This is a genomic window from Phenylobacterium sp. P4_E10, assembly GCF_056401675.1.
The window spans coordinates 1-23,978 of the sequence record NZ_JBFUIW010000007.1 but is presented as its reverse complement, the minus strand read 5'-3'; the positions used below and the strand labels follow the sequence as shown (position 1 = coordinate 23,978).

Genomic DNA, 23,978 nt, shown 5'->3' with positions numbered 1-23,978 from the left:
ACATGAGGCCATGCTTGCGGTCCAGCGTCCGATAGCGCGGCGTTACGCGTAAGGCTCAGGAATGCGCTGACAAAGTCAGCAATCGCCCGCCGCGACCAGCGCCGAAAGCTCATCCCAGACAAAGACGACATTCTCCGAGCGCCAGAGCGGGCCTGGATCGGCGTAGCCGCCGGCCCGCCGACCGCCCAGCGCGTCATAGAAGGTCATCGCCGGCTGGTTGCCGACCACCACTCCGAGCGCGCAGCCGCTGTAGCCCCACTCGCCCAGCTTGCCGGCCAAGACGGCCATCAGCGCGCGGCCCACCCCGATGCGCTTGGCGTTCGGCGCGACATGCAGCCAGCGAATCTCGCCGCGCCCCTCGAACGCCGGCTCGGTCGGCGCGCAGGCCGTGCCGAATCCGAGCAGCCGCCCTCCCCGCTCTGCGACCAGGGTGAAGCGGCGGGGATGGTCTTCGGCGAGCACCTCTCGCCAGCGCGCCAGCCTCACGTCTTCGGTCAGCGCTTCCCAGGCCGAAACCGTCGCCAGGTCGCGATAGGTCTCGCGCCACACCTCAACGTGCAGTTTTGCGATCGCCGGCGCATCCTCGAAAACCGCTGTTCGCAAGGCGATAGCGCCCTCCGTAAAAGCCTGAGAAACCATGTCTGGGCTGCCCCCTCGCAAGCCCTGGCCGGGCCAGGGTTTGATGACAATTTCTGGGCGAAGAAACAAACCCCTTTACATCAGGGGTCATCGCCCCTATTTCGCACCGCTCCGGCGGACCCGATGTCCTCAAAAGCGCTGCTAACGCCGGCTGGGTTCAACTGCCAATGGGGGCTACGTGAATTGCGCACGTACCATACGCCCCTGGACCTGGTCCGTGAGCGGTCACCGGAACGTCCTGTCGCCATTGCGCGACCGGACGCGGTGGCGGTAGCGGCGCGCTGGTTCCAGGATAACTTTAAAGGCGACGTCTTTTACGCGGTGAAGGCCAATCCTTCGCCCTGGGTCATCAAGACCCTCGCGGAAAACGGCGTGACGTCCTTCGATGTGGCCTCGATCCCCGAGATCGAGCTGGTCGCGCAGCACGCGCCGGGTTCTCGCATGGCGTTCATGCATCCGGTGAAGAGCCGCGCGGCGATTGCGGCCGCCTACTTCGAACACGGCGTGAAGACCTTCTCGCTGGATACGCACGAGGAACTCGAGAAGATCCTCGCCGCGACCCAGGGGGCCAAGGACCTCAACCTGATCGTCCGGCTCGGCGTCTCCGCCGAGGGCGCGGCCTACTCGCTGGCCGGCAAGTTCGGCGTCGACCTGCATCAGGCCCCCGGCCTGCTGCTGGCGGCCCGCCGTGCGACCCAGGACCTGATGGGCGTCTCCTTCCATGTGGGCAGCCAGTGCATGCGTCCGACCGCCTACCAGGCGGCGATGACGCAGGCCTCGCGCGCGCTGGTCCGCGCCGGCGTCTTCGCCGACGTGGTCGATGTCGGCGGCGGTTTCCCGTCGGTCTATCCCGGCATGGTTCCGCCAGATCTGGCCGACTACATGGACTCCATCGATCGCGGCTTCGCCGAGATGATGGTGCACGAGACGACCGAGCTGTGGTGCGAACCCGGCCGGGCGCTGGTGGCCGAGGGCTCCTCGATCCTCACCAAGGTCGAACTCAAGAAGGGCGACGCGCTCTATCTGAACGATGGGTCCTACGGCTCGCTGTTCGACGCGGCGCACACCAAATGGCCCTTTCCGGTCAAGCTGCTCCGCAGCGAGAACGGCGAGGCCACTGAAGTGCAAGGCCCGCTGAAGCCCTACCGCTTCTGGGGTCCGACCTGCGACTCGCTGGATCACATGCCCGGCCCTTTTTGGCTCCCGGAAGATGTGCGTGAGGGCGACTATGTCGAGATCGGCATGCTCGGCGCCTACGGCGTGGCGATGAACACCCGCTTCAACGGTTACGGCGACGCCGAGACTGTCGAGGCCTCCGACGCGCCGATGGCCTCGATGTTCGGCCTGGCCCGTCGCTCCATTCCGGTTCCCCGCCAGGAGAACCAGAATGTCGTGAAGCTGTCGCGTGCGCGCGGAAAGAAGCGTCGGCGGAAATAAGCCGGGCGCTAGGAAGTTATAGGCGCGGCCGGTCGCTCCGTCCCGGTCGCGCCTTTTCCTATTTGGACGGGCGCTCAAACCTCAAGGGATCTTGAAGAATGAACGCTGACGTTCAGAAGTCGAACCGCAAGGCCGAGCTGCTGGCCAACACGGTCGAGCACGTGGCGATCGACCAGTACGACGCCCGTCCGGTCATCGACGCCATGCGCAAGATGAGCTTCACCAGCCGCGACACCGCGCGCGCCGCCGACATCTGGTCGATGTCGCTGGAAGACAAGGACTGCTCGACCTGGCTGACCCTCGCGGGCTCCACCAGCGCCGGCGGCTGCATGCACATCTACCGCGACATGGTGAAGTACGGGATGATCGACACGATCGTCGCGACCGGCGCCTCGATCGTCGACATGGACTTCTTCGAAGCCCTCGGCTTCAAGCACTATCAGGCCCAGTCGAACGTCGACGACCGCGATCTGCGCGACCTCTACATCGACCGGATCTACGACACCTATATCGACGAGGAAGAGCTCCAGAACTGCGACGGCACGATCTACGAGATCTGCAATCTGCTGGAGCCGCGCCCCTATTCGTCGCGCGAGTTCATCTGGGAGATGGGCAAGTGGCTGGCCGCCGGCAACGCCAAGAAGCCCGACTCGCTGATCGAGACCGCCTATCGCGAAGGCGTGCCGATCTTCTGCCCGGCCTTCGTCGATAGCTCGGCTGGCTTTGGTCTGGTGAAGCACCAGGTCGAGAAGATGAAGGAAGGCAAGCCCTACCTGACCATCGACGCGGTCGCCGACTTCCGTGAACTGACCGACATCAAGCTGGCGGCCGGCACCACCGGCCTGTTCATGGTCGGCGGCGGCGTGCCGAAGAACTTCGCCCAGGACACCGTGGTCTGCGCCGAGATCCTCGGCCACGAAGCCGAGATGCATAAGTACGCCGTGCAGATCACCGTGGCCGACGTGCGCGACGGCGCCTGCTCGTCCTCGACCCTCAAGGAGGCCTGCTCCTGGGGCAAGGTCGACGTGACCTGGGAACAGATGGTCTTCGCCGAAGCCACCACCGTGGTGCCGCTGATCGCCTCCGACGCCTGGCACCGTGGGTCGTGGAAGGCCCGCACCAAGCCGCGCTGGAACAAGCTGTTCGAAAAGCAGGCTTAAGAAGCAAACGGCCGGGGTTCACGCCCCGGCCGTTTTTCTTTAGGCCAATGCCCAGCAGCCGAAGTTGGGGACGCCATGAACCGCCTCGTGATCAGTCTGAGCGCCGCCGGTGTTATGGCCGCCGCCATCGGCGGCCTGGCCTTCGCCGAACAGGCCAAGCCCGCCGTCGCCGGGCCGCCGGCCCCGACCGGCTATCTGGGTGCGACCGCCCCCGACACCTACAAGATCCTGCCGCCGGCCCCGACCGCCGGCACGATCCGCTTTCAGGCCGACCGCTCGACCTTCCTGGCCACCCGCTCGCAGAAGGACAGCCCGCGTTGGGCGCTGGCCATCGCCGACGCCGACGAGGCCGCCATCGTCAAGGACATGAGCTGCGCGATCGGCATGGAGCTGACGCCGCAGAACGCGCCGAAGCTGACCAAGCTGCTGATGACGGCGCGCTACGACGTGCGCAAGGCCGTCAACACCCCCAAGGACGTCTACAAGCGCCAGCGCCCCTATCTGATCGACGACGGCGAGATCTGCGTGGCCAAGACCGACAGCCTGGCCAAGAGCCCGGACTATCCCTCCGGCCACACCACCTGGGGCTGGACCGTCGGCCTGCTCTTGGCCGAGCTGATTCCTGATCGCTCGACCGAGATCCTCGCCCGCGCCCGCTCATTCGGCGAAAGCCGGCTGGTCTGCGGCGTGCACAATATGAGCGCGGTGGAATCGGGCCGCACCAACGGCTCGATCGTGGTCGCCGGCCTGCACGGCTCGGACGCCTTCCGGACCGACATGGACGCCGCCCGCAAGGAACTCGCCGCCCTGCGCAAGACCGCCAAGCCCCTCGACCCCAAGGTCTGCGCCGCCGAGGCCGACCTGATCGCCAAGTCGCCGTACAACTGAGGCTGAGATAGTTCCTTCCCCGCTGGGGGAGGTGGATCGATGCGCAGCATCAGACGGAGGGGGCTTGGGGCCTAGCGAGCCGCGCCGGCGCGGCCCCCCTCAGTCAGCTTCGCTGACAACTCCCCCACCCGGGAGCATCTCCGCCCGCTAAATCCCCGCGTACCACTCGTAGCCGCGGTCTTCCCAGAACCCGCCCTTGCCGCCGCCGATGCCCGCGAGGTCGGCCACCGCCTCGATGCGCATCACGTATTTGGCGTGCTTGTAGCCAAGCTGGCGCTCCACTCGCAGCCGCAGCGGCGCCCCGTGCGGCACGCCCAGCGGCGCGTCGTTCATGTCGTAGGCGAGGATGCTCTGCGGGTGATAGGCGTCGATCAGGTCGATGCTCTCGTAGTACTTCGCCAGGCCCTGCGGTGCGTTTGGATCGAGGGTGTCGGCGCAGTGGAAGACGATGTAGCGCGCGCCCTCCTTCAGCCCCGCCCGGTCCAGCAGCGGCCCCAGCCGCGCCCCGGTCCACTTGCCGATCGCCGACCAGCCCTCGACGCAGTCGTGGCGGGTGATCTGAGTGCGCGAGGGCTGCGCCCGCAGTTCGGCCAGGCTCAGCGCCAACGGCCGCTCGACCAGGCCGTCGACGACCAGCCGCCAGCCTTCGAACCCGGCCTCGACCAGCGCCCGGTAGTCGGGGTCGCCGGGCGATGTGGAACCGTTGGCGCGGAAGTCCGGCGAGATCTCCGCCTGGGTGAATTCCTGGGCCAGGGCCTTGCGATCGACGACCAGCCGCTGCGCCCGCCGCGTCAGTCCCTCGGCCATCGCGAGCCCTTGCTGCACGACCGGGCTCATCGTCAGCTTGTCACAGGCAGCGAGCATCGCTCCCGCGACCGCGGCGGCGGCGCCGGACAGCCAGCGACGGCGGTTCATCGCGGGTCTCCCGTGCGGATCGCGAACCTGCCGGTGATCATCGAGCGCAGGCTGTTGAGCGGGCTCGACAGCACCACCATCGCCAGGTGCACCAGCACGAACAGCACGATCAGGCTGGCCGACAGGAAGTGCAGCGTCCGCGCCGACTGCCGGCCGCCGAACAGCTCCGGCGCCCAGCCGAACCCGGCGTTCATGCCCGGCGACATCGACAGCCCGGTCAGCACCATCAGCGGCAGCAGGACCGCGATCACCACGAGGTAGGTGAGCTTCTGCAGCGAATTGTAACGCCGCGCCGCCTCGCCCTTCGCGAACCGCAGCCGCGCATGGTCGGCGACTTCCTGGGCCAGGTGGCGCGGTGTCAGCTCCTGGCGGCTCGGCAGCAGGTCGCGGCGCAGGTGTCCGCCGATCAGCCCGGCGCTCCAATAGACCAGGCCGTTCAGCACGAAGATCCAGGCGAAGAAGAAGTGCCAGCGCCGCCCGTCCGCCAGGCTGCGATAGCTGGGCAGGGTCGCCCAGGCCGGAAAGCCGCGCACCTGGCCGTCGGAGAAGCCCAGCAGGCCGGTGGTCTCCAGATAGGCCGAGCCGATCTTGGTCACCCCCACCGCCTCGCCGCCCCGCTCGGCCGCGAACATCGAGACCCATGGCCGGGCGAAGGTCGAAACGTCGCCCCAGTAGAGCGCCGGATGGGCGTTGAAGATCTGCAGGCCGCTGAGCAGCAGCACGCCGAGGGCCAGCACGTTGATCCAATGCGTCAGGCGCACCACCAGGCTGTGCCGGGCGACGAGCACGCGCGTGGCCGGGGACGAGGTCATCGGGGTTCCTTTGAGCGCAGCCCAGCTTGCCATGATGACGATACGTCGGCCACCGTTCCCCGGATGCCGGAACGCCGCCGCGCTTCGATGACTTTCCTTAATGAAAGGAGCCGGCCATGCCCCAACCGACCAACGACAACAAACCCCTGCAGAGCCACGGCCGTCGCAAGAACGCCGCCCCACCGCTCGACGCCGCCAAGGACAATGCCGGCGTCGATCGCTATCCGGAGGAGAGCCGCACTTTCGACACCGACGCCCCGCCCGGCGGGCACATGGGCTCCGGCGGCGATCCCAGCGAGGGCAAGCGGGACTAAAGCTTGCGGACGAACTCGGCGCGCAGCACCAGGCCTTTGATCGCCTCGTGCCGGCAGTCGATCTCCTGCTCGTCGCCGGTCAGGCGGATCGAGCGGATCACCGTGCCGCGCTTCAAGGTCTGGCCCGCGCCCTTCACCTTCAGATCCTTGATCAGGGTGACGGCGTCGCCGTCGGCCAGCAGGTTGCCCACCGAATCGCGGACCTCGACCTGCGCGGCTGCCGCGCTGCTTTCGGCCGCCTGCTCGGCGCTGATCCATTCGCCGGTCGCCTCGTCGTAGACGAACTCTTCTTCACCGCTCATCGGAACCTCACATGCAGTCAGGCCGGCGCCTTACAGCCCACGCAGCCTGCCGCCTAGCCTCAGTCGCCGCCGCGCCCTAAGGTCCGGCCTTCTTTTTTCGGGGAGCAGCCAAGTGTTCGAAGGCGTCGAGGTGTGGAGCGGCGGCGTCAACACCTGGGAATGCGACGAGATGGGCCACATGAACGTCAGGTTCTGGGTGGCCAAGGCGCAGGAGGGGCTGGCCGGCCTCGCCGCCCAACTCGGCATGCCGCGCGCCTTCGCCAAGGACGGCGAGGCGACCCTGGTCGTCCGCGAGCAGCACATCCGCTTCCTGCGTGAGGCCCATGCCGGCGCCGCGCTCTACATGACCGGCGGCGTGGTCTGGCTGGGCGACAGCGACGCGCGCCTGCTGCTGGTGATCCGCCACGCCGACGGCCAGCCCGCCGCCACCTTCCAGTTGGTGGTCGAGCATGCGACCAGCCGCGATCTTCGCCCCTTCCCCTGGCCCTCACGGATCCGCGAGGCGGCCACGGCGATGAAGGTCGAGGTCCCGCCCTTCGCCGCCGCCCGCAGCGTCGATCTCTCCCCCGTCGCCCCCACCGCCAGCCTGCCGCGTGCTCACCAGCTCGGCCTGCGCCGGATCGGTCTTGGGGTCATCGGCCCGGCCGAGTGCGACGTATTTGGACGGATGCGGCCGGAGCTCTTCATCGGCCGTGTCTCGGACGGCGTCGGCCGGCTGTTCGGCGAGATCCGCCACGGCCCCGAACTCGCCGAGGGCGAACCCGCCCCGCGGATCGGCGGAGCGGTGCTCGAGTACCGCGTGCTGCACCTGGACTGGCCGGAACCTGGCGACGGCGTCGAGTTCCGCTCCGGCTTCGCCGGTTGCGACGCCCGCACCCGCCGGGTCATGCACTGGATGCTGGATCCCCAAAGCGGCAAGGCCTGGGCCAGCGCCGAGGCGGTGGTGGTGTCCTTCGACCTCGACAAGCGCAAGGTGGTCGATATCTCGCCCGCCGCCCAGGAAGCCTTCCGCGCCCTCTGCGCGCCGGGGCTGGCCCTCTAGCCGACCGGAGAATTTCAATGCCGACCTGGCCTGACCGCCGCCTCCTGGACCTGCTGGGGATCGAGCATCCAATCCTGCAGGCGCCGATGGCCGGCTCCACCACCCCGGCCATGGCGATCGGCGCGGCGAAGGGCGGCGGGCTCGGCGCCCTGCCCTGCGCGCTGGTCTCCGCCGACCAGGCCAGGGCGCAGGTCGCAGAGTTTCGCGCCGCAGTCGGCGACCGCCCGCTCAACCTCAACTTCTTTGTCCACCGCTCGCCGCCCAATAACCCGGCCCGCGCCATGGCCTGGCGGGCCAGACTCGCGCCCTACTATGTCGAGGCGGGGCTGGACCCCGCCCCCGCCCCGCCCGAGGCCGACCGCGCGCCGTTCGACGACGCCCTCTGCGCCCTGGTCGAGGAAACCCGGCCCGAAGTTGTCAGCTTCCACTTCGGCCTCCCGGACGCGCCGCTGCTCGATCGCGTCCGCGCCGCCGGCGCCAGGATCATCTCTTCGGCCACGACTGTCGCAGAGGCCCGCTGGCTGGCGCAGCGCGGCGTCGATGCGGTAATCGCCATGGGCGCCGAGGCCGGCGGCCATCGCGCCACCTTCCTCTCGGGCTTCGGCGAGGCGCTCGACCATCGGCTCGACATGGCCGCCCAACCGGGCCTGTTCGCGCTGCTGCCGCAGATCGTCGATGCTGTGGATGTTCCAGTGATCGCCGCCGGCGGCGTCGCCGACGGCCGGACCATCGCCGCCGCCCTGGCGCTGGGCGCGTCCGGCGTCCAGGTCGGCACCGCCTATCTGTTCACGCCCGAAGCCGCCCTGCCGCCCGCGCATAGGGCCGGGTTGGAGGAGGCGCGCGACGACAACACCATGCTCACCGACGTCTTCACCGGCCGGCCGGCCCGCGCGGTGGTCAACCGGCTGATGCGCGAGGCCGGCCCGCTGGGAACCGATGTCCCCGCCTTCCCCAAGGCCGGCGGCGCGCTCGCCCCGCTGCGCCAAGGCGGCGAGAATCGCGACTTCACCAACGCCTGGTCGGGTCAGTCCGCCCGCCTCGCTCCCCGCGGCCTCAGCAGCGAAGAGCTGACTTGCCGCCTCGCGCGGGACGCCCTGGGCCGCGCTGGCCTCTAACCCGCGGCCCGCCGAAGTTCCGCCTGCACCAGGTCCGGCCGCTCCATCGGCAGAAAATGGGTGGTCCCCGCGATCATCTCGACCTGGATGCGGCCGCTCGCGACCAAAGCGTCCATGCGCGGGTCGTCTCGGCAGGTGGAGCCTTCCTCCGCCTTCAGGATCCGGATCGGGACCTGGGCCTGCTCGAACGCGCCCCAGGTGTCGTGGGCGTGCGAGCTGAAGTTCGAGGCCTCCCACGCCGGCGAACAGGCCAGCTCGACCTCGCCGTCGGGGCGCTCGCGGAAGCCGTCGGCGACATAGTCGGCCAGCATCTCGCCTTGCCAGGTCCTGAACGCCCCCCGGCCGGTATAGGCGGCCACCACTGCAGCCTTGTCGGGAAATACCGAGCGGCGGCGCAGCGCGCCCTGCACTAGCGGCGAATTGGCGAACTGCTCGGGGTCGATCTGGCCCGCGCCCGCCGTCACCACCGGATCGAACAGGACCACGCTGCGCACCCGCTCGGGCGCCTGGGCCTGGGCCAGCACGCAGGCGGTGCCGCCCATCGAATGGCCCGACAGCACGACGTCGCGCAGGTCCAGGGTCTCCAGCAGCGCCAGCAGGTCGTCGCGCAGGCCATCCCAAGAGGTCCGCCCCTCGGTTTCCGCAGGCAGGGTGGAGCGGCCATGGCCGCGCTGATCGACCGCCAGGATGCGCAGCGACTCGGCCAGCGGGGCCAGGATGGTGCGATAGGTGCGGGCGTTGAAGCCGTTGGCGTGCACGAAGACGATGTCGATCGGGCGGCTGGAATCACCGAACTCCAGGGTCGCCATGGCGCCGCCGCGCCCCGCCAGATCGATGAGCCGCGCGCGCGGCGCCTCCGCCAAAGCCGATTCCATCACCAATACCCTCCGCCCACCCGCCTACATCGCGAGTTCAGGCCATCGAAACCACACTGACGCACCGTCCGGCAACGCTCGTGAAAGTCTTGGTTTTCCGGGTGATCGGCGTGAGGGTTACAAAAGTGATCACGAGGGCGTGAATTAAAGCCTTGCCCTCTGCGCGAAGCCGGGCATATTCCAGACCAGCGCAGCGAAGTTTCCCGCAAGGGTGGCCTCGCTGGGCGCCTTCTAACCTCCGTTTCCAGGGGACCCAGGGACATGACCACCGAAATCCTTCGCAAGCTGCTCGTCGCCGGCGCCGCCGTCGCCGCTCTGTCCGTCGCCGCCTGCGGCAAGCCGGCTGAAAAGGCCGCTGACGCCGCCGCCGAAGCCACCACCGAAGCCTCGACCGCCGAAGCCGCCGCCGCCACCGCGACCGACGCTGCGGCCACCGCTGCTGACGCCGCTGCCGACGCCACGAAGGCCGCTGGCGACGCCGCCGCTGCCGCTCCGGCTGACGCCGCCGCCGCTGCTCCGGCCGCTCCGGCTGCCGACGCCGCTGCCGCTCCGGCCGCGAAGTAAGTCTTTCGAACGCACTCGCGTTCGTGAGCGAAGGGCCGTCCCTCGGGGCGGCCCTTTTCTTTTGCGCGCTATAGTCGGCGCATGAGCGACAATTCCCCATTCGGCGGGCCTACGCTGGACTGGACCGACGACGGCCAGCCCCGCTCGCGCCTCTACGGCGACGTCTATTTTTCCGCCGAAGACGGCCTGGCCGAGTCCCGCGCCGTATTCCTGCAAGGCTGTGGGCTGCCGGAAGCCTGGGCCGGCCGCGATCGCTTCGTCGTCGCCGAGCTGGGCTTCGGCACCGGCCTCAACATCCTGGCCCTGCTCGACCTCTGGCGATCCACCTCTGCGCCCGACGCACGGCTGCACGTCTTCAGCATCGAAGCCCACCCGATCACCGCCCAGGAGGCCGCCCGCGCGCTCTCGCGCTGGCCCGAGCTCGCCGAGCTCAGCGACCTGCTCGTGGCCCGCTGGCCGGGTCGCGCGCGCGGCGTCCATCGGATCGAGCTTCCCGAACTGCGCGCCACGATCGACCTGGCGGTGATGGATGTCGAAGCTGCGCTCGCCGGCTGGTCCGGCCAGGCCGACGCCTGGTTCCTCGACGGTTTCTCGCCGGCCCTCAATCCGGCCATGTGGCGCGAGGAGATCCTGGCCTTGGTGGCCGGCCGTTCGGCGCCCGGAGCGGTCGCCGCCACCTTCACGGTCGCCGGGGCGGTGCGCCGCGGCCTGGCCGCCGCCGGCTTCGAGGTCGAGAAGCGCCCAGGCTTCGGCCGCAAGCGCGAACGGCTCGAGGCGTGTATGCCCGGTGGGCCTCCGGTCCCTCGCAAACCGACGGTGGCCGTCGTCGGCGCCGGGATCGCCGGCGCATCGGCCGCCCGCGCCCTGCGCGCGCTCGGCTGTGCTCCGATCCTGCTGGACGCCGAAGAACCGGGCGCCGGCGCCTCCGGCAATCCCGCCGCCCTGGTCACCCCGCGCCTCGACGCCGGCCTCGGCCCCCTCGCCCAGTTGTTCGCCCAGGCCTTCGAGCGCGCCGTGCGCCTCTATGAGGCGCTGCCCGGGGCGGTCATCGCCCGCGGCGTGTTGCAGCTCGCCGAGGGCGACCGCGATCTGCAGCGCTACGCCAAGATCGCCGCCTCGGACCTCTTCGAACCCGGCGCCCTTGCCCTCATCGACCCGCAGGCGGCCAGCGAGCGGTTGGGCGAGCCCGTCCCGGGGGGCCTCGACCAGACGGCCGCTCTGGTCGTCGAGCCGGCCACCGTTCTCGCCGCCTGGTCCGGCCAGGTCCGGCCCGCGGCGGTGGCCAGCCTCACGCCCTTCGAGGGCGGCTGGCGGCTGCTCGACGCGGCCGGCGGCACGATCCTGGAAGTCGAGACGGTAATCCTGACGATAGGCGCCGCTATCGGCGCGATTTTGCCCGATCTGCCGATAACTCCTGTCCGCGGCCAGGCCAGTTGGACGACGGGGTCTCCGGGGCAGGCGGCCGCCTGGGGCGGCTATATCGCCCCGACTCGCAAGGGTTTTCTGTTCGGCGCCACCCATGACCGCGGCCAGGACACGACCGAACTGCGCGAAGAGGACCATCGGCGCAACCGGCAGCTTCTCGCGGGGGCCCTGCCGATATTGGCCGCAAGCATCGAGCACGCGCCGCTGGAGGGCCGCGCCTCGGTCCGCGCCACCACGTCCGACCACCTGCCGCTGGCCGGACCGGTCCCGGATGCGCCGGGCCTCTACGTGCTGGGCGGCCTGGGGTCGCGCGGCTTCTGTCTGGCCCCGCTGCTGGCCGAACACCTTGCCGCGCAAGCGATGGGCGCGCCCTCGCCGCTGCCGGCGCCTCTGAGCGACCTGGTCGATCCCGGCCGCTTCCGCCGCCGCGCCGAAAAAAAGAGGGCGCCGCCTTCGAGGAGCGACGCCCAAGTGGTCTCTGGTCCGGCGCGGGGGACCGCGCCGGCTGGAGGTGGTCCTAGAAGCGCTTCTTGAGCGACATCGCGAACACGCGGCCGAGCGGGTTACCGCTGCCCGGATCGTAGTTGTACTGGGTGCCGATCGCGAACGGCGGCTCTTCGTCGAAGATGTTCTGGACGGTCAGGGTCGCCGTGGTGTCCCAAGGCAGTTCGGCCCGATAGGTCAGGTCGTGCTGCCAGTACTCGTCGATCTTGATGGACTTCTGCAGGGCAGCGGCCAGGGCGATCGAGTTGGTTTCGACCTGGTTGGTCGAGGACACGTGGCGGATCTGCCAGCGCAGGTTATGCATGCCGCTGGACCAGTTCACGAAGGCGTTGGCCCGCAAGCGGTTGTAGCCAGTGAACAGCGAGGCGCGGTAGGTGCCGGCCCGCTCCTGCACGCCCGCCGCATTCGAGGGGAAGCCTTCGATATCGTAGGGCTCCTCGTCGAACTTGATGAGGTAGGTGCCGTCGAAGCCAGCGTTGATGTTGCCGCTGAAGAATTCGCCGACATCGAGGTTGGCCTGGAAGTCGACGCCGGACGTCTTCACGCCGCCGCCGTTGATGTACTGGGTGCGGTACGAGAGGATGTTCGCCCGACCGCAGGAGCCCGTGAACGTGAACCGCGCCTGCACGGCCGCATAGGCCGCGTTGCCGCAGTTGCCGGTCGCCGAGCCGCCAGGGAACATCACGTTCAGCAGGTCGGCGGTGGCTTCCGAGGTGAGCGGATCCTCGAAGTCGAAGTCCCAGTAGTCGACGGTCGCACGGAAGTTCGAGATCTCCACGACGGCGCCGACGTTGTAGGTGAAGGCGGTTTCCGGCTCGAGATCCGGGTTGCCGAAGAGGTCGTTGGCCCGGTAGGTGCCGTTCGCGTTGGTCAGGTTACGCGCGAAGTTGGTGGTGGTCAGGGTCGCGGCCGGAGCCCGGTAGGTGGTGCCCACCGAACTACGCAACGCCAGCCAGTCCAGCGCCTGCCAACGGATCGAGGCCTTCGGATTGAAGGTGTCGCCTTGGCTCTCGTAGGTCTCGTAGCGACCCGCGAGGGTCAGTTCGAGGTCCTCGGTGATCGGGATCAGGGTTTCGGCGAACACCGAGCTGATCTTCCGGTTCACGTCGTAGGGACGCAGGTTGGCGTTGAACAGGAACGGACCGTTCGAGGTAGTCGGGCAGAACGGCGATCCGTCGCCGAACGGCGGGCTGTCGACGCAAGGCGTGGCGTTGGCGTCGTAGGTCACGTCCGGATCTTGGATCGTGCGGTCGTAGCGGTACTGCGCGCCGGCAGCCCAGGCCACGTTGCCGCCGCTCAGTTCCCAGGGCAGTTCGCCGTTGAACACCACGTCGGCGACGAACAGTTCCGAGGAGATCTCGTTGCGCTGCTTTTCGTCCATCCACGCGACCACGGCGCCGCGGTTGGCGGCCGCGTCGTTGAAGCCAGCGATCGTGCTGTTGGCTATGTAGAACGGGTTGGCGCCGACCTGCGCCAGGCTCTCGTCGAAGGCGTTGGTGAACGGGTTGAAGTAGAAGCAGCCGAGGGCGGCGTTGCCGGCATTGGCGGTGAAGTTGCTGGTCTCGGCCGCCGTACACTGGTTGGCGTCGCCATCGCGGCTGCCGTAGCCGCGGAGGGCCATTTGCAGCCGGTTAACCGACAGGTCTTCGAGGTTGTAGTTGAAGTCCTGCTTTTGCCAGGTCATCGCGACGTCGAAGCTGATGTCGTCGGTGATCTTGCCCTTGAAGCCGCCAGCCACCCGGGCCGTATCGACCTTGTAGGAATAGTGGGCGTGCCGGTCGTCGGTGTAGGGGTTGCCGCCGAAGCCGATCGGCCGCCACACGCTCTGGCTGGCGGCGACACCGTTGGCCAGGGCGCTGTTGACGCCCGCTCGCGCCAGGGCCAGGCCCGCAGCACAGCTCGCGGCGTCGACCCCGTACGGCAGCGCACCGCCCGAGCAGCTCGCCGCGTTGATCTGCGAGATCAGCGCCAGCAGGCCGGGGTTGGTGTTGGGAATGTAGAAGTTCGACTGTTCGCCCGTACCCGTGGCCGGAATGGGCGAAACGCCGCCGCCGGCCGATCCGCCGGACGCCAGCTGCGGCGCCGGGAACTGGTTGGGACCCGTCACCGCCCAGCTTTGCAGCGGAGTCTCGTGCATGGCGTAGAGCACTTCGATGTTGGCGCTGAGCGTGTCCGTCACATCGAAGTTGAACTTGCCGTAGGCTTGGTAGTGGTGCTCGTCCTCAACCAGGTTGTCGAAGCTGGTGTACTGGAAGTTACAGACGCCGCTGTTGGGCACGACGGTCCGCGTGCCGATCAGGGTCGTCAGGCTGTAGGGCGCGCCGCCGTTGGCCGCGCAGCCGATGTCCGGCATCACGCCGGTGAAGCTGGCCGCGGTGAAGCCGGTGTTGGGCGAGCCGACCGGGGTCGTCGCGGCGTAGTTGTAGCCGCCGGGGTTGCCGGTGGCGGCCCAACCGCCCAGCGGGTTTTCCAGGAAGCCGTCAACGCCGGTGCGGATCGCCCAGTCACGTTCGAAGATGGGCATCTCGGAGCGCGCGCGATACCCGAAGGTGATCAGGGCGTCGCCGGCGTCCCATTTCTTGCCCCATGCGACGGAGGCTTCGTAGTCGCCGTTCGAACCCTCGATCATCTGGTACTGGCCAGCCAGTTCGAAACCGTCGAGGTCGGTGCGGGTGATGAAGTTGACCACGCCGCCGATCGCGTCGGAGCCGTAGGTCGCCGCCGCGCCGTCCTTCAGGACTTCAACCCGGCCGATCGCCGCGTTGGGCAGCAGGTTGATGTCGACCGCGTTCAGCCCCTGGGGCGAAACCGGGACACGACGGCCATTGAACAGCACCAGCGTGCGGGAGCCGGTGGCCGCGGAATTCAGGCTGCGCAGGTTGATGGTGGCTGCGCCCGAGCCCGAGCCGAAGCGGTTGTTCTCGCCGATAACTGCGCCTGACGACGGGATCGTCTTGATGAACTGGACCATGGTCGGAGAGCCGCGGGCTTCCAACTCCTTGGAGCCGATCACGTCGACCGGCAGGGCGGCGTCCTCCGGCGTACCGGCGATGAATGAACCGGTGACGACCACCTCCTCGACGGTGGATGCCTGTCCCGATTGCGCGTGGGCTGTACTGGCGGCCGAAATTGCCAAAGCGACGGCCAGCACTGAGCCGCCGCAGAAGTAACTGCTCTTCAACATAGGTTTCCTTCCCCCTCGAGAGCCGCCTCCGTCTGTCGCGGGGGCTATTTGACTCGTGAGCAGAAAGATCATCGGTCGCCGTTTCGCCGGGCGCTACTTTTTTTCAGGGGCGCAACATACCGTTGTCCACAAACAATCGGCGCCAGAATGGGGCGAGTGATCAATGTTCACAAACCATTGTTCCAGCGAAGCTTGTTCGCAGGAGATGCGCTGAACACCTTATAGAGAGGGGATTTCCGGCTCGACGCATGGCGGCATCGTCACAACGTCGGCGAGTACCCGAAGGGCGCGTGAAGTCCGTAGAATCCACTGACGCGACGGAAACTGAAGGCCCGAACTGTGGCAAGAAAGCCGCGCTTCCGGCGACCCTCAGCGCCTTGCGGCGGCGCATACCGCAGATAAGAGAAGCGCCGCCCCGAGGTTCGGGACGGCGCTCCAGGTCAGTTCAGGTTAGGATCAGAAGCGCTTCTTCACGCCCACTTGGAACACCCGGCCCAGCGGGTTCGCGCTGGAGGGGTCGTAGTTGTACTGGGTGCCGATCGCGAAGGGCGGATCCTCGTCGAAGAGGTTCTGCACCGTGGCGGTCATCGTGGTGTCCCACGGCAGTTCGACCTTGTAGGTCAGGTCGTGCTGCCAGTACTCCGGGATCTTCGTCGTCGACTGGACCGCAATGGCCAGGCCGATCGAGTTGGACTCCGTCTGGTTCACCGAGCCGATGTGGCGGATCTGCCAGCGGACGTTGTGGATGCCGCTCGCCCAGTTGAAGTAGGCGTTGGCCCGCAGACGGTTGTAGCCGGTGAAGATTGAGGCGCGGTAGGTACCAGCCCGCTCGATGGTGCCCGGAGCCGGAGCCGCGATACCTTCGATGAGGTAGGGATCTTCGTCGTACTTCAGCAGATAGCTGCCGTCGAAGCCGGTGGTCAGGTTACCGCCGAACAGGTCGCCGACGTCCAGGTTGGCCTGGAAGTCGATGCCCGAGGTCTTAACCTTGCCGCCGTTGATGTACTGGGTGCGGTACGACTGCACGTTCGCGCGGCCGCAAGCGCCGGCGAAGGTGAAGCGGCTGCGCAGCGCGACATAGTTCGGGTCGGTGCTGGTGCAGACGTTCGGGCCAGTGGCCGGGAACGCGGCGGCCAGCATGTCGGTCGCCGATTCCAGGATCAGCTGATCCTCAAAGTCGAAGCTCCAGTAGTCGATGGTGGCGCGGAGGGCGCCGAAGTCAGCGACGGCGCCGACGCTGTAGGTGAAGGCGGTTTCCGGTTCCAGGTCGGGGTTGCCGTACTGGTCGTTGGCGCGCCAGGTGCCGTTAGCGTTCGTCAGGCCGCGGGTGAAGTTATCGGTGGTGATGATCGCCGACGGAGCGCGGTAGGTGGTGCCCACCGAACCACGCAGTGCGAACCAGTCCAGCGCCTGCCAGCGGACCGAGGCCTTCGGATTGAAGGTCTCGCCCTGCCCCGCATAGTACTCGTAGCGGGCGGCGAGGGTCAGCTCGAGGTCTTCGGTGATCGGCAGCAGGGATTCGGCGAAGACCGAGCTGATCTCACGCGAAACGTCGTACTGGGCGAGGTTCGCGTTGAACAGCCACGGACCGGTCGGGACCAGGCAGTACGGCTGGCCGTCGCCGAGCGGCGCGGAGTCCACGCACGGCGTCGCGTTGACGTCGTGCAGGGCTTCCGGGTTCTGGCGGTATTGGTCGTAGCGGTACTGCGCGCCGGCCGCCCACTTCACGTTGCCGCCGCTCAGTTCCCAGGGCAGATCGCCGTTCAGAACCAGGTCGGCGACGAACAGGCGGGTCGACATCTTGTTGACCAGCTGCTCGTCCATCCAGTCGACCAGCTCGTTGCGGGCCGCAACGGCGTCGTTGAAGCCCGGGATCGCGCTGTTGGCGATGAAGAACGGGTTGGCCGCGACGTTCGACAGGCTTTGATCGAAGCCGTTGGCGAACGGGTTGAACCAGTAGCAGCCGATGGCCGCATTGCCGGCGTTGGCGGTGAAGTTGTTGGTCTCCGCCGCGGTGCACTGGTCAGCAGCGCCAGCGCGGCTGCCGAAGCCCCGCAGGCCCAGCTGCAGACGGTTGACCGAGAGGTCTTCCTGCACGCGGGTGTAGTCCTGCTGCTGGTAGGTCAGGGCCGCATCCCACTTGATGCCCAGCGGCGCTTCGCCCTTGAACCCGCCGGAGACCCGGAAGGTGTCGACCTTGTACGAATAGTGGGCGTGCTTGTCTTCGGTGTACGGGTTGCCGCCGAAGCCGATCGGACGCCACGCGGTCTGGCTGGCCGCCACGCCGTTGGCGGCGGCGCCGGCCAGACCCGAACGGGCGGCCGCGAGGCCGGCCGCGCAGCTCGCCGCGTCGATGCCATAGGGCAGGACCGTGCCGGTGCAGTTGGCGCTGTTGACCTGGCTGATCAGGGCGGCCAGGCCGGGGTTGGCGGCCGGGATGTAGAAGCGGCCCTGGTCGGACGGCGCAATGGCCGGCAGCGGCGAGGTGCCGCCCACCGCCAGCGGGGTCGGGAACTGGTTCGGACCCGTGACCGCCCAGCTCTGGTTGGGCGTGTCGTGCATGGCGTAAAGAACTTCAACGTTGGCCGACAGGGTGTCGGTGATGTCGAAGTTGAACTTGCCGTAGGCTTGGTAGTGATCTTCGTCTTCAACCAGGTTGTCGAAGATAGTGTACTGGAACTGGCAGGAGTTGGGATCCGGGTTGACCACCCGCAGCCCGATCACGGCCGAGATGTTGTAGGGCGCGCCGCCGTTGGCCGCGCAGCCGACGTCCGGCAGGTTGGCGCCGTAGACCACCGAGTTGAAGCCGCCGTTCACGCCCGGCGTCGTCGAGGTGATGGTGCTGTATTGGCCCGGGTTGCCGGTGCTGGCCCAGCCGCCCAGCGGGTTTTCCAGGAAGCCGGCGTTGCTGGTGCGCAGGGCCCAGTCACGTTCCTGAATCGGCAGCTTCGAGCGGTGGCGGTAGCCGAAGGTGACCAACGCGTCGGCGTTGTCCCACTTCTTGCCCCACGCCACGTTGGCTTCATAGTCGCCGTCCGAGCCGTCGATGTACTGGTACTGGCCAGTGAACTCGAAACCGTCGAGGTCGGTGCGGGTGATGAAGTTGACCACGCCGCCGATCGCGTCGGAGCCGTAGGTCGCCGCCGCGCCGTCTTTCAGGACTTCAACCCGGCCGATCGCGGCGCTGGGGAGGAGATTGACGTCCACCGAGTTCAGGCTCTGGGGCGAGACCGGCACGCGCCGGCCGTTGAACAGCACCAGGGTCCGCGAACCCGTCGACGGCGAGTTCAGATTGCGCAGGTTGATCGTCGCCGCGCCCGAACCCGAACCGAACCGGTTGTTCTCGCCGATCACGGCGCCGGACGAAGGAATGGTCTTGATGAGCTGGACCATCGTCGGCGAACCGCGCGCCGCAAGCTCCTTGGAGCCGATGACATCCACCGGCAGGGCCGCATCTTCAGGTGTTCCGGCGATGAATGAGCCGGTGACGACCACCTCCTCAACAGTCCCTTCGTCCTGGGCGGCGGCCACGCTCGTCACGCCAAACGCCAGGGCGACGGCCAATAGCGACCCGCCGCAGAAATATCTGCTCTTCAACATAAGTGTTTCCTTTTCCCCCTCGAACCCGCGCCGCGATTGAAATGTGGCGCTTGTCTGCGTTCGAGTATGGCGATCATCGGGGCAGATGTTCGCGGACGCCAGACCGTTGTTACAGCGGTTGCAAGCTTGAAACACTTGCCTAATCGGTGTATATTTTTGACGTACCTGAGAAATATGTAGAACTACAACATACCGTCGTGAGGAAAAATTCTCCGGCGCGTCAGAACTATTCCTAACCCATTGCTTTAATTTCTATTCTAGATCGCGCGCTGCAACTGAACGTCGTTCGAATAATTCCGGTCGTTCAAACTTGACGCGCGCGTCGGCTTTGCGGTTCGCGATCGGCCGAAGCGGCAGTGTGGCGCCGGCGCCGCGCCCAGAAAAAAAGGCGCCGCAGGGGAATCCCCGCGGCGCCATGGCGTCGAAATTGAGCCGTGCTCGGACCGCTTGGAGCGGCCTCTACGGGGTCTCTAGAACTTCTTCTTGACCCCAAGCTTGTACGTCCGGCCCAGGGCGTTGCCCGTGAACGGATCGTAGTTCAGGTCGAGACGAGCGAACGACGGCTCGGTGTCGAACACGTTGTCGATGGACACATTGACCGTCACATCCCAGGGCAACAGGACGCGATAGTCGATCTCGCTCACCCAGCTTTCGTCGATCTTCACCCCGTTCGCCTGGATTGCGCCGTTCACCGGGTTCGGCGCCAGGATCGAGGCCCGCTGGTCGATGTAGGAGTCGATGAAGTTCACGGTCCAACGGAGATTGTGCGGGCCATGGCTGTACTCCGCAAAGCCCGAACCCTTGAGCTGCGGCAGCGAGGTGGCCGTGAGCTGGTAGTTCAGGTAGCCGGCGGCATCGAAGGCCTTCTCGACGACCACGCCGCCGACTTCGAACTCGTCGATCTTGTAGTCGAGGGTGTAGGTGACCGAACCGCCAACCCGCAGCTGGCCGCCCCAGACGTCGCCGAAGTCGTAGTCAGCCAGCACGTCGATGCCGGACGTCTCGATCGCCGGCCCGTTGGTCCAGAAGGTCCGGACCCGCGCAATGGTGGCGATGCTGCACGCCCCTTGGAACACGAAGCGCTCTTGCAGACCGGCGTAGGCCGGGTTGCCGCAGTTGCCGATGGCCGCGCCGCCGGGGAAGAGGGTGTTGACCATCGAGCCTGACGGCTCGGCGACGATCGGGTTCTCGAAGTCGAACCGCCAGTAGTCGACGGTGGCCTTGAAGTCGCCGATCTCGATGATCGCGCCGGCGCTGTAGGTCTTGGCCTTCTCGGGCTCCAGGTCCGGGTTGCCGAAGATGTCGATGGCCCGGAAGGCGCCGCCGATGAACGACAGGGCCGTGACGCTGCTGGTGTTCAGCTGGGTCAGCGGCGGGCCGCGGAAGGTCGAGCCGGCCGAAGCGCGGAACGCCAGCCAGTCCATCGCCTGCCAGCGAATCGAAGCCTTCGGGTTGAAGGTCGAACCCGTCTCGCCGCCGTAGTCCTCGTAGCGGGCGGCCAGCTGGAACTGCAGATCGTCGGTGATCGGCAACGCCGTTTCCGCGAACAGGGCGTAGACGTCCGATTCCATATCCGCCTGTTCGCCGGTGCCCAGGAACATCAGCGGCCCATTGCGGACCGTGCAGGAGGTCGAGCCGGTGACCGGCGTATCGATGCAAGGATTGGCGTCGATATTGCTGAGGTCGTTGTAGATCGAGGTGAAGAAGTTGCGACGGAACTGAGCGCCGGCCGCCCACCCGACCGCGCCGCCGCCGAGCTCCCAGCCAAGCTCTCCGTTGAACACCAGGTCCGCCACGAACAGCTTGGAGGTCTGCTTGGTGGAGACCTCGCGGAAGAACCAGCGGGTGACGTCCGGGTCATTGGCCAGCGCGGCGTTGAAGGCCGGGTTGGTCGCACCGGTGATGGTGTTGTTGGCCACGCCGTTCGAGAACGGATTGAACCAGTAGCAGCCCAGCGCCGCATTGCCGGCGTTGGTGGTGAAGTTGGCGGTTTCGGCGGCGGTGCACTGGTTGGCGTCGCCTTCCTTGGAACCGTAGCCGCGCAGGGCCAGCTGGAAGAGCGAGACCACGGTGTCGTAGCCAGTCCGCAGGCCGGTTTCCTGGCCGTAGGTCAGAGCGAAATCGTAACCGATGTCGTTGTCGAACTTGCCGCGGAGGCCGCCGCTGACGCGGAAGGCGTCATAGTGACGCTTGCCGACCGAGGGCCCGTAGTCGAAGGCCGGGTTGCCGCCGACCGAGAACGGGCGGTAGCGCACGCCGGGGATATGGACGCCGGTGGCGAAAGCCGGGATCTGGCTCGGATTGGCCGCACGGTAGGCGATGAAGCCCGGGTTGGTCGACGGCACGAAGTAGCCGGCCAGCACGGCGGACGGCAGCCCGGTGGCCGGGTTGGTGGTCGCGGTCGAAGTTTGCAGCGCCAGATACGACGGCGAGGTGTTCCACTCGGGCACGTCGGTCTCTGAATAGAAGGCCTCGACGTGCAGGTCGGCGTTTTCGCCGATGCTGGCATTGGCCTCCGCATAGAGTTGGAAGCGGTCCTCTTCCTCGACCAGGTTGTCATACGGAATGTAGGCGAACAGACAGGCCGGGAGCGCGCCGGGCTGCACCACGCCGCCGAGCGGCGTACAGCCCGTATCGAGCTGGAAGCCGGCCGCAGGCGTGAAGGCCCCGCTCGGAAGGTTCGTCACCGGCAGGAACGGCGCGATGGCGTTACCCGCCGACCAGCCGCCTTCCGGGTTGTTGAAATAGGGCTGCGTCGCCCAATCGCGCGAGGTCGTGGTCAGCTCGGAGCGGTGCTGATAGGCGGCGCTGAGCAGGACGTTGCCGTTCTCCCAGGTATGACCCCAGAGCGCGCCGGCGGTGTAGTCGCCGTCCGACCCGTCGATGTACCGGTAGCTGCCGTTGACCTCGAGGCCGTCGAAGTTCTTGCGGGTGATGAAGTTCACCACGCCGGCGATGGCGTCCGAACCGTAGGTCGCGGCCGCGCCGTCCTTCAGCACCTCCACCCGCCCTACGGCGGCCGATGGGATGATGTTGGTGTCCACAATGCCCGCGCCGGCCTGGCCGAACGGGTTGATCGCCATCCGGCGACCGTTCATCAGCACCAGGGTCCGCTGAGCGCCCAGGCCGCGAAGGTTCACTGAGCCGGAGCCTTCCGAGCCTTGAGCTCGGGGGTCAAACTGGTTGGTGTCGCCCAGGACGCCGCTGGAGACCGGCAGGGCCTTGAGGAGTTCGACGGTGGATGGGGACCCCTGCTTTTCGAGGTCCTCGGAATTGATCACGTCCACCGGTAGGGCCGCATCCTCCGGCGTGCCGGCGATGAATGACCCGGTGACCACCACCTCCTCGACGGTGCCGGACTCTTGGGCAAGGGCTTGGCCGCCTAGGGCCAGTACGACGGCCATGATGGAGCCGCCGCAGAAATATCTGCTCTTCAACATCTTATTCCTCCCCCTCGACGGACGCCGTTTTCGATCTGACGCGATGGTCGTCCGTGGGTACGAGGATCAAACGCCCGTTCGTTGCAGTCACGCTAGGTCATTTTGCAGCTCTGCAACAATTGAATCCGAACTGCGTTCAGCGCGCAACACCCTGCCGCGGAAGGCTTTTTTGACGCCAACGTCAAACCTTGGCGCTTTGTCGCCCGGCCATAGGTCTGGCCTGCAACGGCCGCGTGGGGAAGGCTATCGCCGGGCCGGAGCGGATTTCGCGGCGGTCTTGAAGCTGGCCAGGATGGCCACCGCATACTTCGCGCGCTGCTGAACATCCGGGCGCGGATCACGCTTGAGCGCTTGCTGGTACCATTCCTCAACAACTTCAATGTCGGAAAGGGGTACGCCGCCTTTGAAAGCGTAGGTGCCGGGGCCGGGCGTCTTGCCGCCGGTCATTTCTGAGAACAGCTGATCCGCGATCAGGATAGCCACCAGCGGATCTCCGGCCTTCTCTGCGCCCAGCCACAGCTCCATGGCCTTCTTGGCGTCCTTCTTGCCGCCGTCGCCCTTGGCGTACATCTCACCCAACCGCCGGGCAGCATCAGTCTTGTTCTGCTTGGCGGCCTTCGCGTACCAGATGCGGGCTTCGGCATGGTCGCGCTTGCCGGCGGAACCGTTGAAATAGGCGTCGCCCACGGCCATCGTCGCGTCAGCGTCACCGGCATCGGCCGCCTCCTTGCACAAAGCCAGGCCACGCTCGGCCTGTCCGGGCTCGGACATCAGCATCTGGCCAAGCGTGCACTTCGACTTTGCGAACCCCATCTGCGCGGCTCGGGTGTAGGCGGCCTCAGCTTTCGCCTTGTCCTGCGCGCCGCCCACGCCGCTCTGATAGCACATGCCCACCAGATGCATGGCGTCGCCCCGCACGGCCGAAGCCTTCTGCTCATAGGCGCAGCCCCGCGGCGCGTCCTTCGGGATTGCGGCTCGCCCAAAGAGGAAGACGATGCCGGCATAGTACTGAGCCTCGGGGTCGCCGGCGTCGGCAAGCTTCACGAGCGGGCCGGGATCGCCGGCGTCCGCCTTGGCCATCGCCGCCTGAAGCTCCGGGCGCAACGTCGCCTCAGGCGCCGTCGCAGGCGCTTGCGCCTGCGACGGCGAGGCTAGGACGCCGAGCGCGAACACCACTGCGCAGCCCCAACGGGCGGGGGCCCGGCCGGACGTCAGAGGAGGACTGCTGGGGCTGAGCCTTGTCATCGCGGCTAGATCGGCGGCTCAGCCGGCCGCGGCGTTGGCGAACTTGCGGTCGGCGGCGGCCCGGCCGACGGCGCGGGGAGCTGGGAGCCGCCCGGCGCGGGCGCGGCGGGGCTTTGTGGCGGGGCCGTGCCGCCAGAGGGATCCGGCACGGTGACATAGACGATCGTGTCGCCTTCGTAGCGGGGCTCATAGAAGGCGCCGCCGCAGTGGTAGTAGCCGTAGCCTCCCCAGCTGTACGGCGAGCATCCGGTCGGAAGCGCGTAGTACATCGAGCCCATGACAGCGGCGGTGGTCCAGGCGAACGCCGCACCGGCTAGGAACGGGTAGTCGACCCAGCCGCCCCAACCACCGTCGATATTAACGTAGTTGCCGCCGCCGATGGTGATGTCGCCCCGGCCGCCTCCGACACCGCCGACACCGCCGACGCCTCCGACGCCTCCGACGCCTCCGACACCGCCGACGCCGCCCACTCCTCCAACACCGCCGACTCCTCCGACGCCGCCCACACCACCTACGC

At 67.5% G+C, this 23,978-nt stretch carries 17 protein-coding genes and 1 pseudogene; 8 read left to right on the top strand and 10 right to left on the bottom strand.

The features are described from left to right. Positions 1-75 precede the first annotated feature (75 nt). Positions 76-603 carry an N-acetyltransferase family protein gene (locus AC1DQJ_RS09970; RefSeq protein ID WP_477602749.1) on the bottom strand — a complete coding sequence of 176 codons (528 nt, stop codon included), beginning with the start codon at positions 601-603 and terminating at the stop codon, positions 76-78. A 219-nt stretch (positions 604-822) separates the two neighbouring features. Between AC1DQJ_RS09970 and AC1DQJ_RS09965 the strand changes: the two genes are divergently transcribed. The 3 genes from AC1DQJ_RS09965 (at position 823) to AC1DQJ_RS09955 (ending at position 4,124) form a co-directional block, all read left to right on the top strand. Continuing rightward, on the top strand, positions 823-2,076 hold the full coding sequence (locus AC1DQJ_RS09965) for a type III PLP-dependent enzyme (RefSeq protein ID WP_477602747.1): 1,254 nt from the start codon (positions 823-825) through the stop codon (positions 2,074-2,076). Positions 2,077-2,174: 98 nt separating this feature from the next. Next, positions 2,175-3,236: a 1,9-bis(guanidino)-5-aza-nonane synthase gene (locus AC1DQJ_RS09960; RefSeq protein WP_477602745.1), complete on the top strand. Its 1,062-nt coding sequence runs from the start codon at positions 2,175-2,177 to the stop codon at positions 3,234-3,236. 75 nt (positions 3,237-3,311) lie between these two features. Then, a complete protein-coding gene (locus AC1DQJ_RS09955) occupies positions 3,312-4,124 on the top strand; it encodes an acid phosphatase (RefSeq protein WP_477602743.1) in 813 nt (270 codons plus the stop codon). 147 nt (positions 4,125-4,271) lie between these two features. Here AC1DQJ_RS09955 and AC1DQJ_RS09950 read toward each other — a convergent pair whose 3' ends face one another. Further along, complete coding sequence (locus AC1DQJ_RS09950) at positions 4,272-5,039, bottom strand: molybdopterin-dependent oxidoreductase (protein ID WP_477602741.1); 768 nt, start codon at positions 5,037-5,039, stop codon at positions 4,272-4,274. After that, the gene (locus AC1DQJ_RS09945) at positions 5,036-5,851 is read right to left on the bottom strand and encodes a cytochrome b/b6 domain-containing protein (RefSeq protein WP_477602739.1); all 816 of its coding nucleotides are present in this window, start codon (positions 5,849-5,851) and stop codon (positions 5,036-5,038) included. Before AC1DQJ_RS09945 ends, AC1DQJ_RS09950 begins: the two co-directional genes overlap by 4 nt. Positions 5,852-5,967: 116 nt before the next feature. Between AC1DQJ_RS09945 and AC1DQJ_RS09940 the strand changes: the two genes are divergently transcribed. Continuing rightward, positions 5,968-6,165: a hypothetical protein gene (locus tag AC1DQJ_RS09940; protein ID WP_477602737.1), complete on the top strand. Its 198-nt coding sequence runs from the start codon at positions 5,968-5,970 to the stop codon at positions 6,163-6,165. Here the strand turns inward: AC1DQJ_RS09940 and AC1DQJ_RS09935 are convergent. After that, entirely contained in the window at positions 6,162-6,356 is a 195-nt protein-coding gene (locus tag AC1DQJ_RS09935) for an alkylphosphonate utilization protein (protein ID WP_477603100.1), read from the bottom strand. The genes AC1DQJ_RS09940 and AC1DQJ_RS09935 overlap by 4 nt on opposite strands. Before the next feature lie 223 nt (positions 6,357-6,579). Here AC1DQJ_RS09935 and AC1DQJ_RS09930 point away from each other — a divergent pair, with 223 nt between their 5' ends. Both AC1DQJ_RS09930 and AC1DQJ_RS09925 read left to right on the top strand, forming a co-directional pair. After that, positions 6,580-7,509, top strand: coding sequence for a thioesterase family protein (locus AC1DQJ_RS09930; protein ID WP_477602735.1), 930 nt, complete (start codon positions 6,580-6,582; stop codon positions 7,507-7,509). A 17-nt stretch (positions 7,510-7,526) separates the two neighbouring features. Next, the gene (locus AC1DQJ_RS09925) at positions 7,527-8,624 is read left to right on the top strand and encodes an NAD(P)H-dependent flavin oxidoreductase (RefSeq protein WP_477602733.1); all 1,098 of its coding nucleotides are present in this window, start codon (positions 7,527-7,529) and stop codon (positions 8,622-8,624) included. Here the strand turns inward: AC1DQJ_RS09925 and AC1DQJ_RS09920 are convergent. Next, positions 8,621-9,499, bottom strand: a complete 879-nt coding sequence (locus tag AC1DQJ_RS09920; protein WP_477602731.1) for an alpha/beta fold hydrolase — start codon at positions 9,497-9,499, stop codon at positions 8,621-8,623. The genes AC1DQJ_RS09925 and AC1DQJ_RS09920 overlap by 4 nt on opposite strands. A 261-nt stretch (positions 9,500-9,760) precedes the next feature. Here AC1DQJ_RS09920 and AC1DQJ_RS09915 point away from each other — a divergent pair, with 261 nt between their 5' ends. Continuing rightward, positions 9,761-10,063, top strand: coding sequence for a hypothetical protein (locus AC1DQJ_RS09915; protein WP_477602730.1), 303 nt, complete (start codon positions 9,761-9,763; stop codon positions 10,061-10,063). Positions 10,064-10,144: 81 nt separating this feature from the next. Next, a complete protein-coding gene (mnmC, locus tag AC1DQJ_RS09910; protein ID WP_477602728.1) occupies positions 10,145-12,022 on the top strand; it encodes a bifunctional tRNA (5-methylaminomethyl-2-thiouridine)(34)-methyltransferase MnmC2/FAD-dependent 5-carboxymethylaminomethyl-2-thiouridine(34) oxidoreductase MnmC1 in 1,878 nt (625 codons plus the stop codon). Here the strand turns inward: mnmC and AC1DQJ_RS09905 are convergent. The 5 genes and pseudogenes from AC1DQJ_RS09905 to AC1DQJ_RS09885 form a co-directional block, all read right to left on the bottom strand. Next, positions 12,006-15,176 carry a TonB-dependent receptor domain-containing protein gene (locus tag AC1DQJ_RS09905; protein ID WP_477602726.1) on the bottom strand — a complete coding sequence of 1,057 codons (3,171 nt, stop codon included), beginning with the start codon at positions 15,174-15,176 and terminating at the stop codon, positions 12,006-12,008. The two genes, mnmC and AC1DQJ_RS09905, sit on opposite strands and share 17 nt — an antisense overlap. Before the next feature lie 456 nt (positions 15,177-15,632). After that, the gene (locus tag AC1DQJ_RS09900) at positions 15,633-18,776 is read right to left on the bottom strand and encodes a TonB-dependent receptor domain-containing protein (RefSeq protein WP_477602724.1); all 3,144 of its coding nucleotides are present in this window, start codon (positions 18,774-18,776) and stop codon (positions 15,633-15,635) included. A 470-nt stretch (positions 18,777-19,246) separates the two neighbouring features. Next, positions 19,247-22,216: a TonB-dependent receptor domain-containing protein gene (locus AC1DQJ_RS09895; RefSeq protein ID WP_477602722.1), complete on the bottom strand. Its 2,970-nt coding sequence runs from the start codon at positions 22,214-22,216 to the stop codon at positions 19,247-19,249. 243 nt (positions 22,217-22,459) lie between these two features. Further along, positions 22,460-23,320, bottom strand: coding sequence for a tetratricopeptide repeat protein (locus tag AC1DQJ_RS09890; protein WP_477602720.1), 861 nt, complete (start codon positions 23,318-23,320; stop codon positions 22,460-22,462). A gap of 146 nt (positions 23,321-23,466) precedes the next feature. Beyond that, positions 23,467-23,978 (bottom strand): annotated as a pseudogene (locus AC1DQJ_RS09885) (hypothetical protein); the annotation flags it as partial.

Excerpts from the sequence above, each read along its gene's own strand:
- AC1DQJ_RS09905 (WP_477602726.1), bottom strand. The coding sequence starts at position 15,176 with ATGTTGAAGAGCAGTTACTTCTGCGGCGGCTCAGTGCTGGCCGTCGCT.
- AC1DQJ_RS09950 (WP_477602741.1), bottom strand. The coding sequence starts at position 5,039 with ATGAACCGCCGTCGCTGGCTGTCCGGCGCCGCCGCCGCGGTCGCGGGA.
- AC1DQJ_RS09915 (WP_477602730.1), top strand. The coding sequence starts at position 9,761 with ATGACCACCGAAATCCTTCGCAAGCTGCTCGTCGCCGGCGCCGCCGTC.
- AC1DQJ_RS09925 (WP_477602733.1), top strand. The coding sequence starts at position 7,527 with ATGCCGACCTGGCCTGACCGCCGCCTCCTGGACCTGCTGGGGATCGAG.
- AC1DQJ_RS09900 (WP_477602724.1), bottom strand. The coding sequence starts at position 18,776 with ATGTTGAAGAGCAGATATTTCTGCGGCGGGTCGCTATTGGCCGTCGCC.
- AC1DQJ_RS09920 (WP_477602731.1), bottom strand. The coding sequence starts at position 9,499 with ATGGAATCGGCTTTGGCGGAGGCGCCGCGCGCGCGGCTCATCGATCTG.
- AC1DQJ_RS09945 (WP_477602739.1), bottom strand. The coding sequence starts at position 5,851 with ATGACCTCGTCCCCGGCCACGCGCGTGCTCGTCGCCCGGCACAGCCTG.
- mnmC (WP_477602728.1), top strand. The coding sequence starts at position 10,145 with ATGAGCGACAATTCCCCATTCGGCGGGCCTACGCTGGACTGGACCGAC.
- AC1DQJ_RS09895 (WP_477602722.1), bottom strand. The coding sequence starts at position 22,216 with ATGTTGAAGAGCAGATATTTCTGCGGCGGCTCCATCATGGCCGTCGTA.
- AC1DQJ_RS09940 (WP_477602737.1), top strand. The coding sequence starts at position 5,968 with ATGCCCCAACCGACCAACGACAACAAACCCCTGCAGAGCCACGGCCGT.
- AC1DQJ_RS09960 (WP_477602745.1), top strand. The coding sequence starts at position 2,175 with ATGAACGCTGACGTTCAGAAGTCGAACCGCAAGGCCGAGCTGCTGGCC.
- AC1DQJ_RS09955 (WP_477602743.1), top strand. The coding sequence starts at position 3,312 with ATGAACCGCCTCGTGATCAGTCTGAGCGCCGCCGGTGTTATGGCCGCC.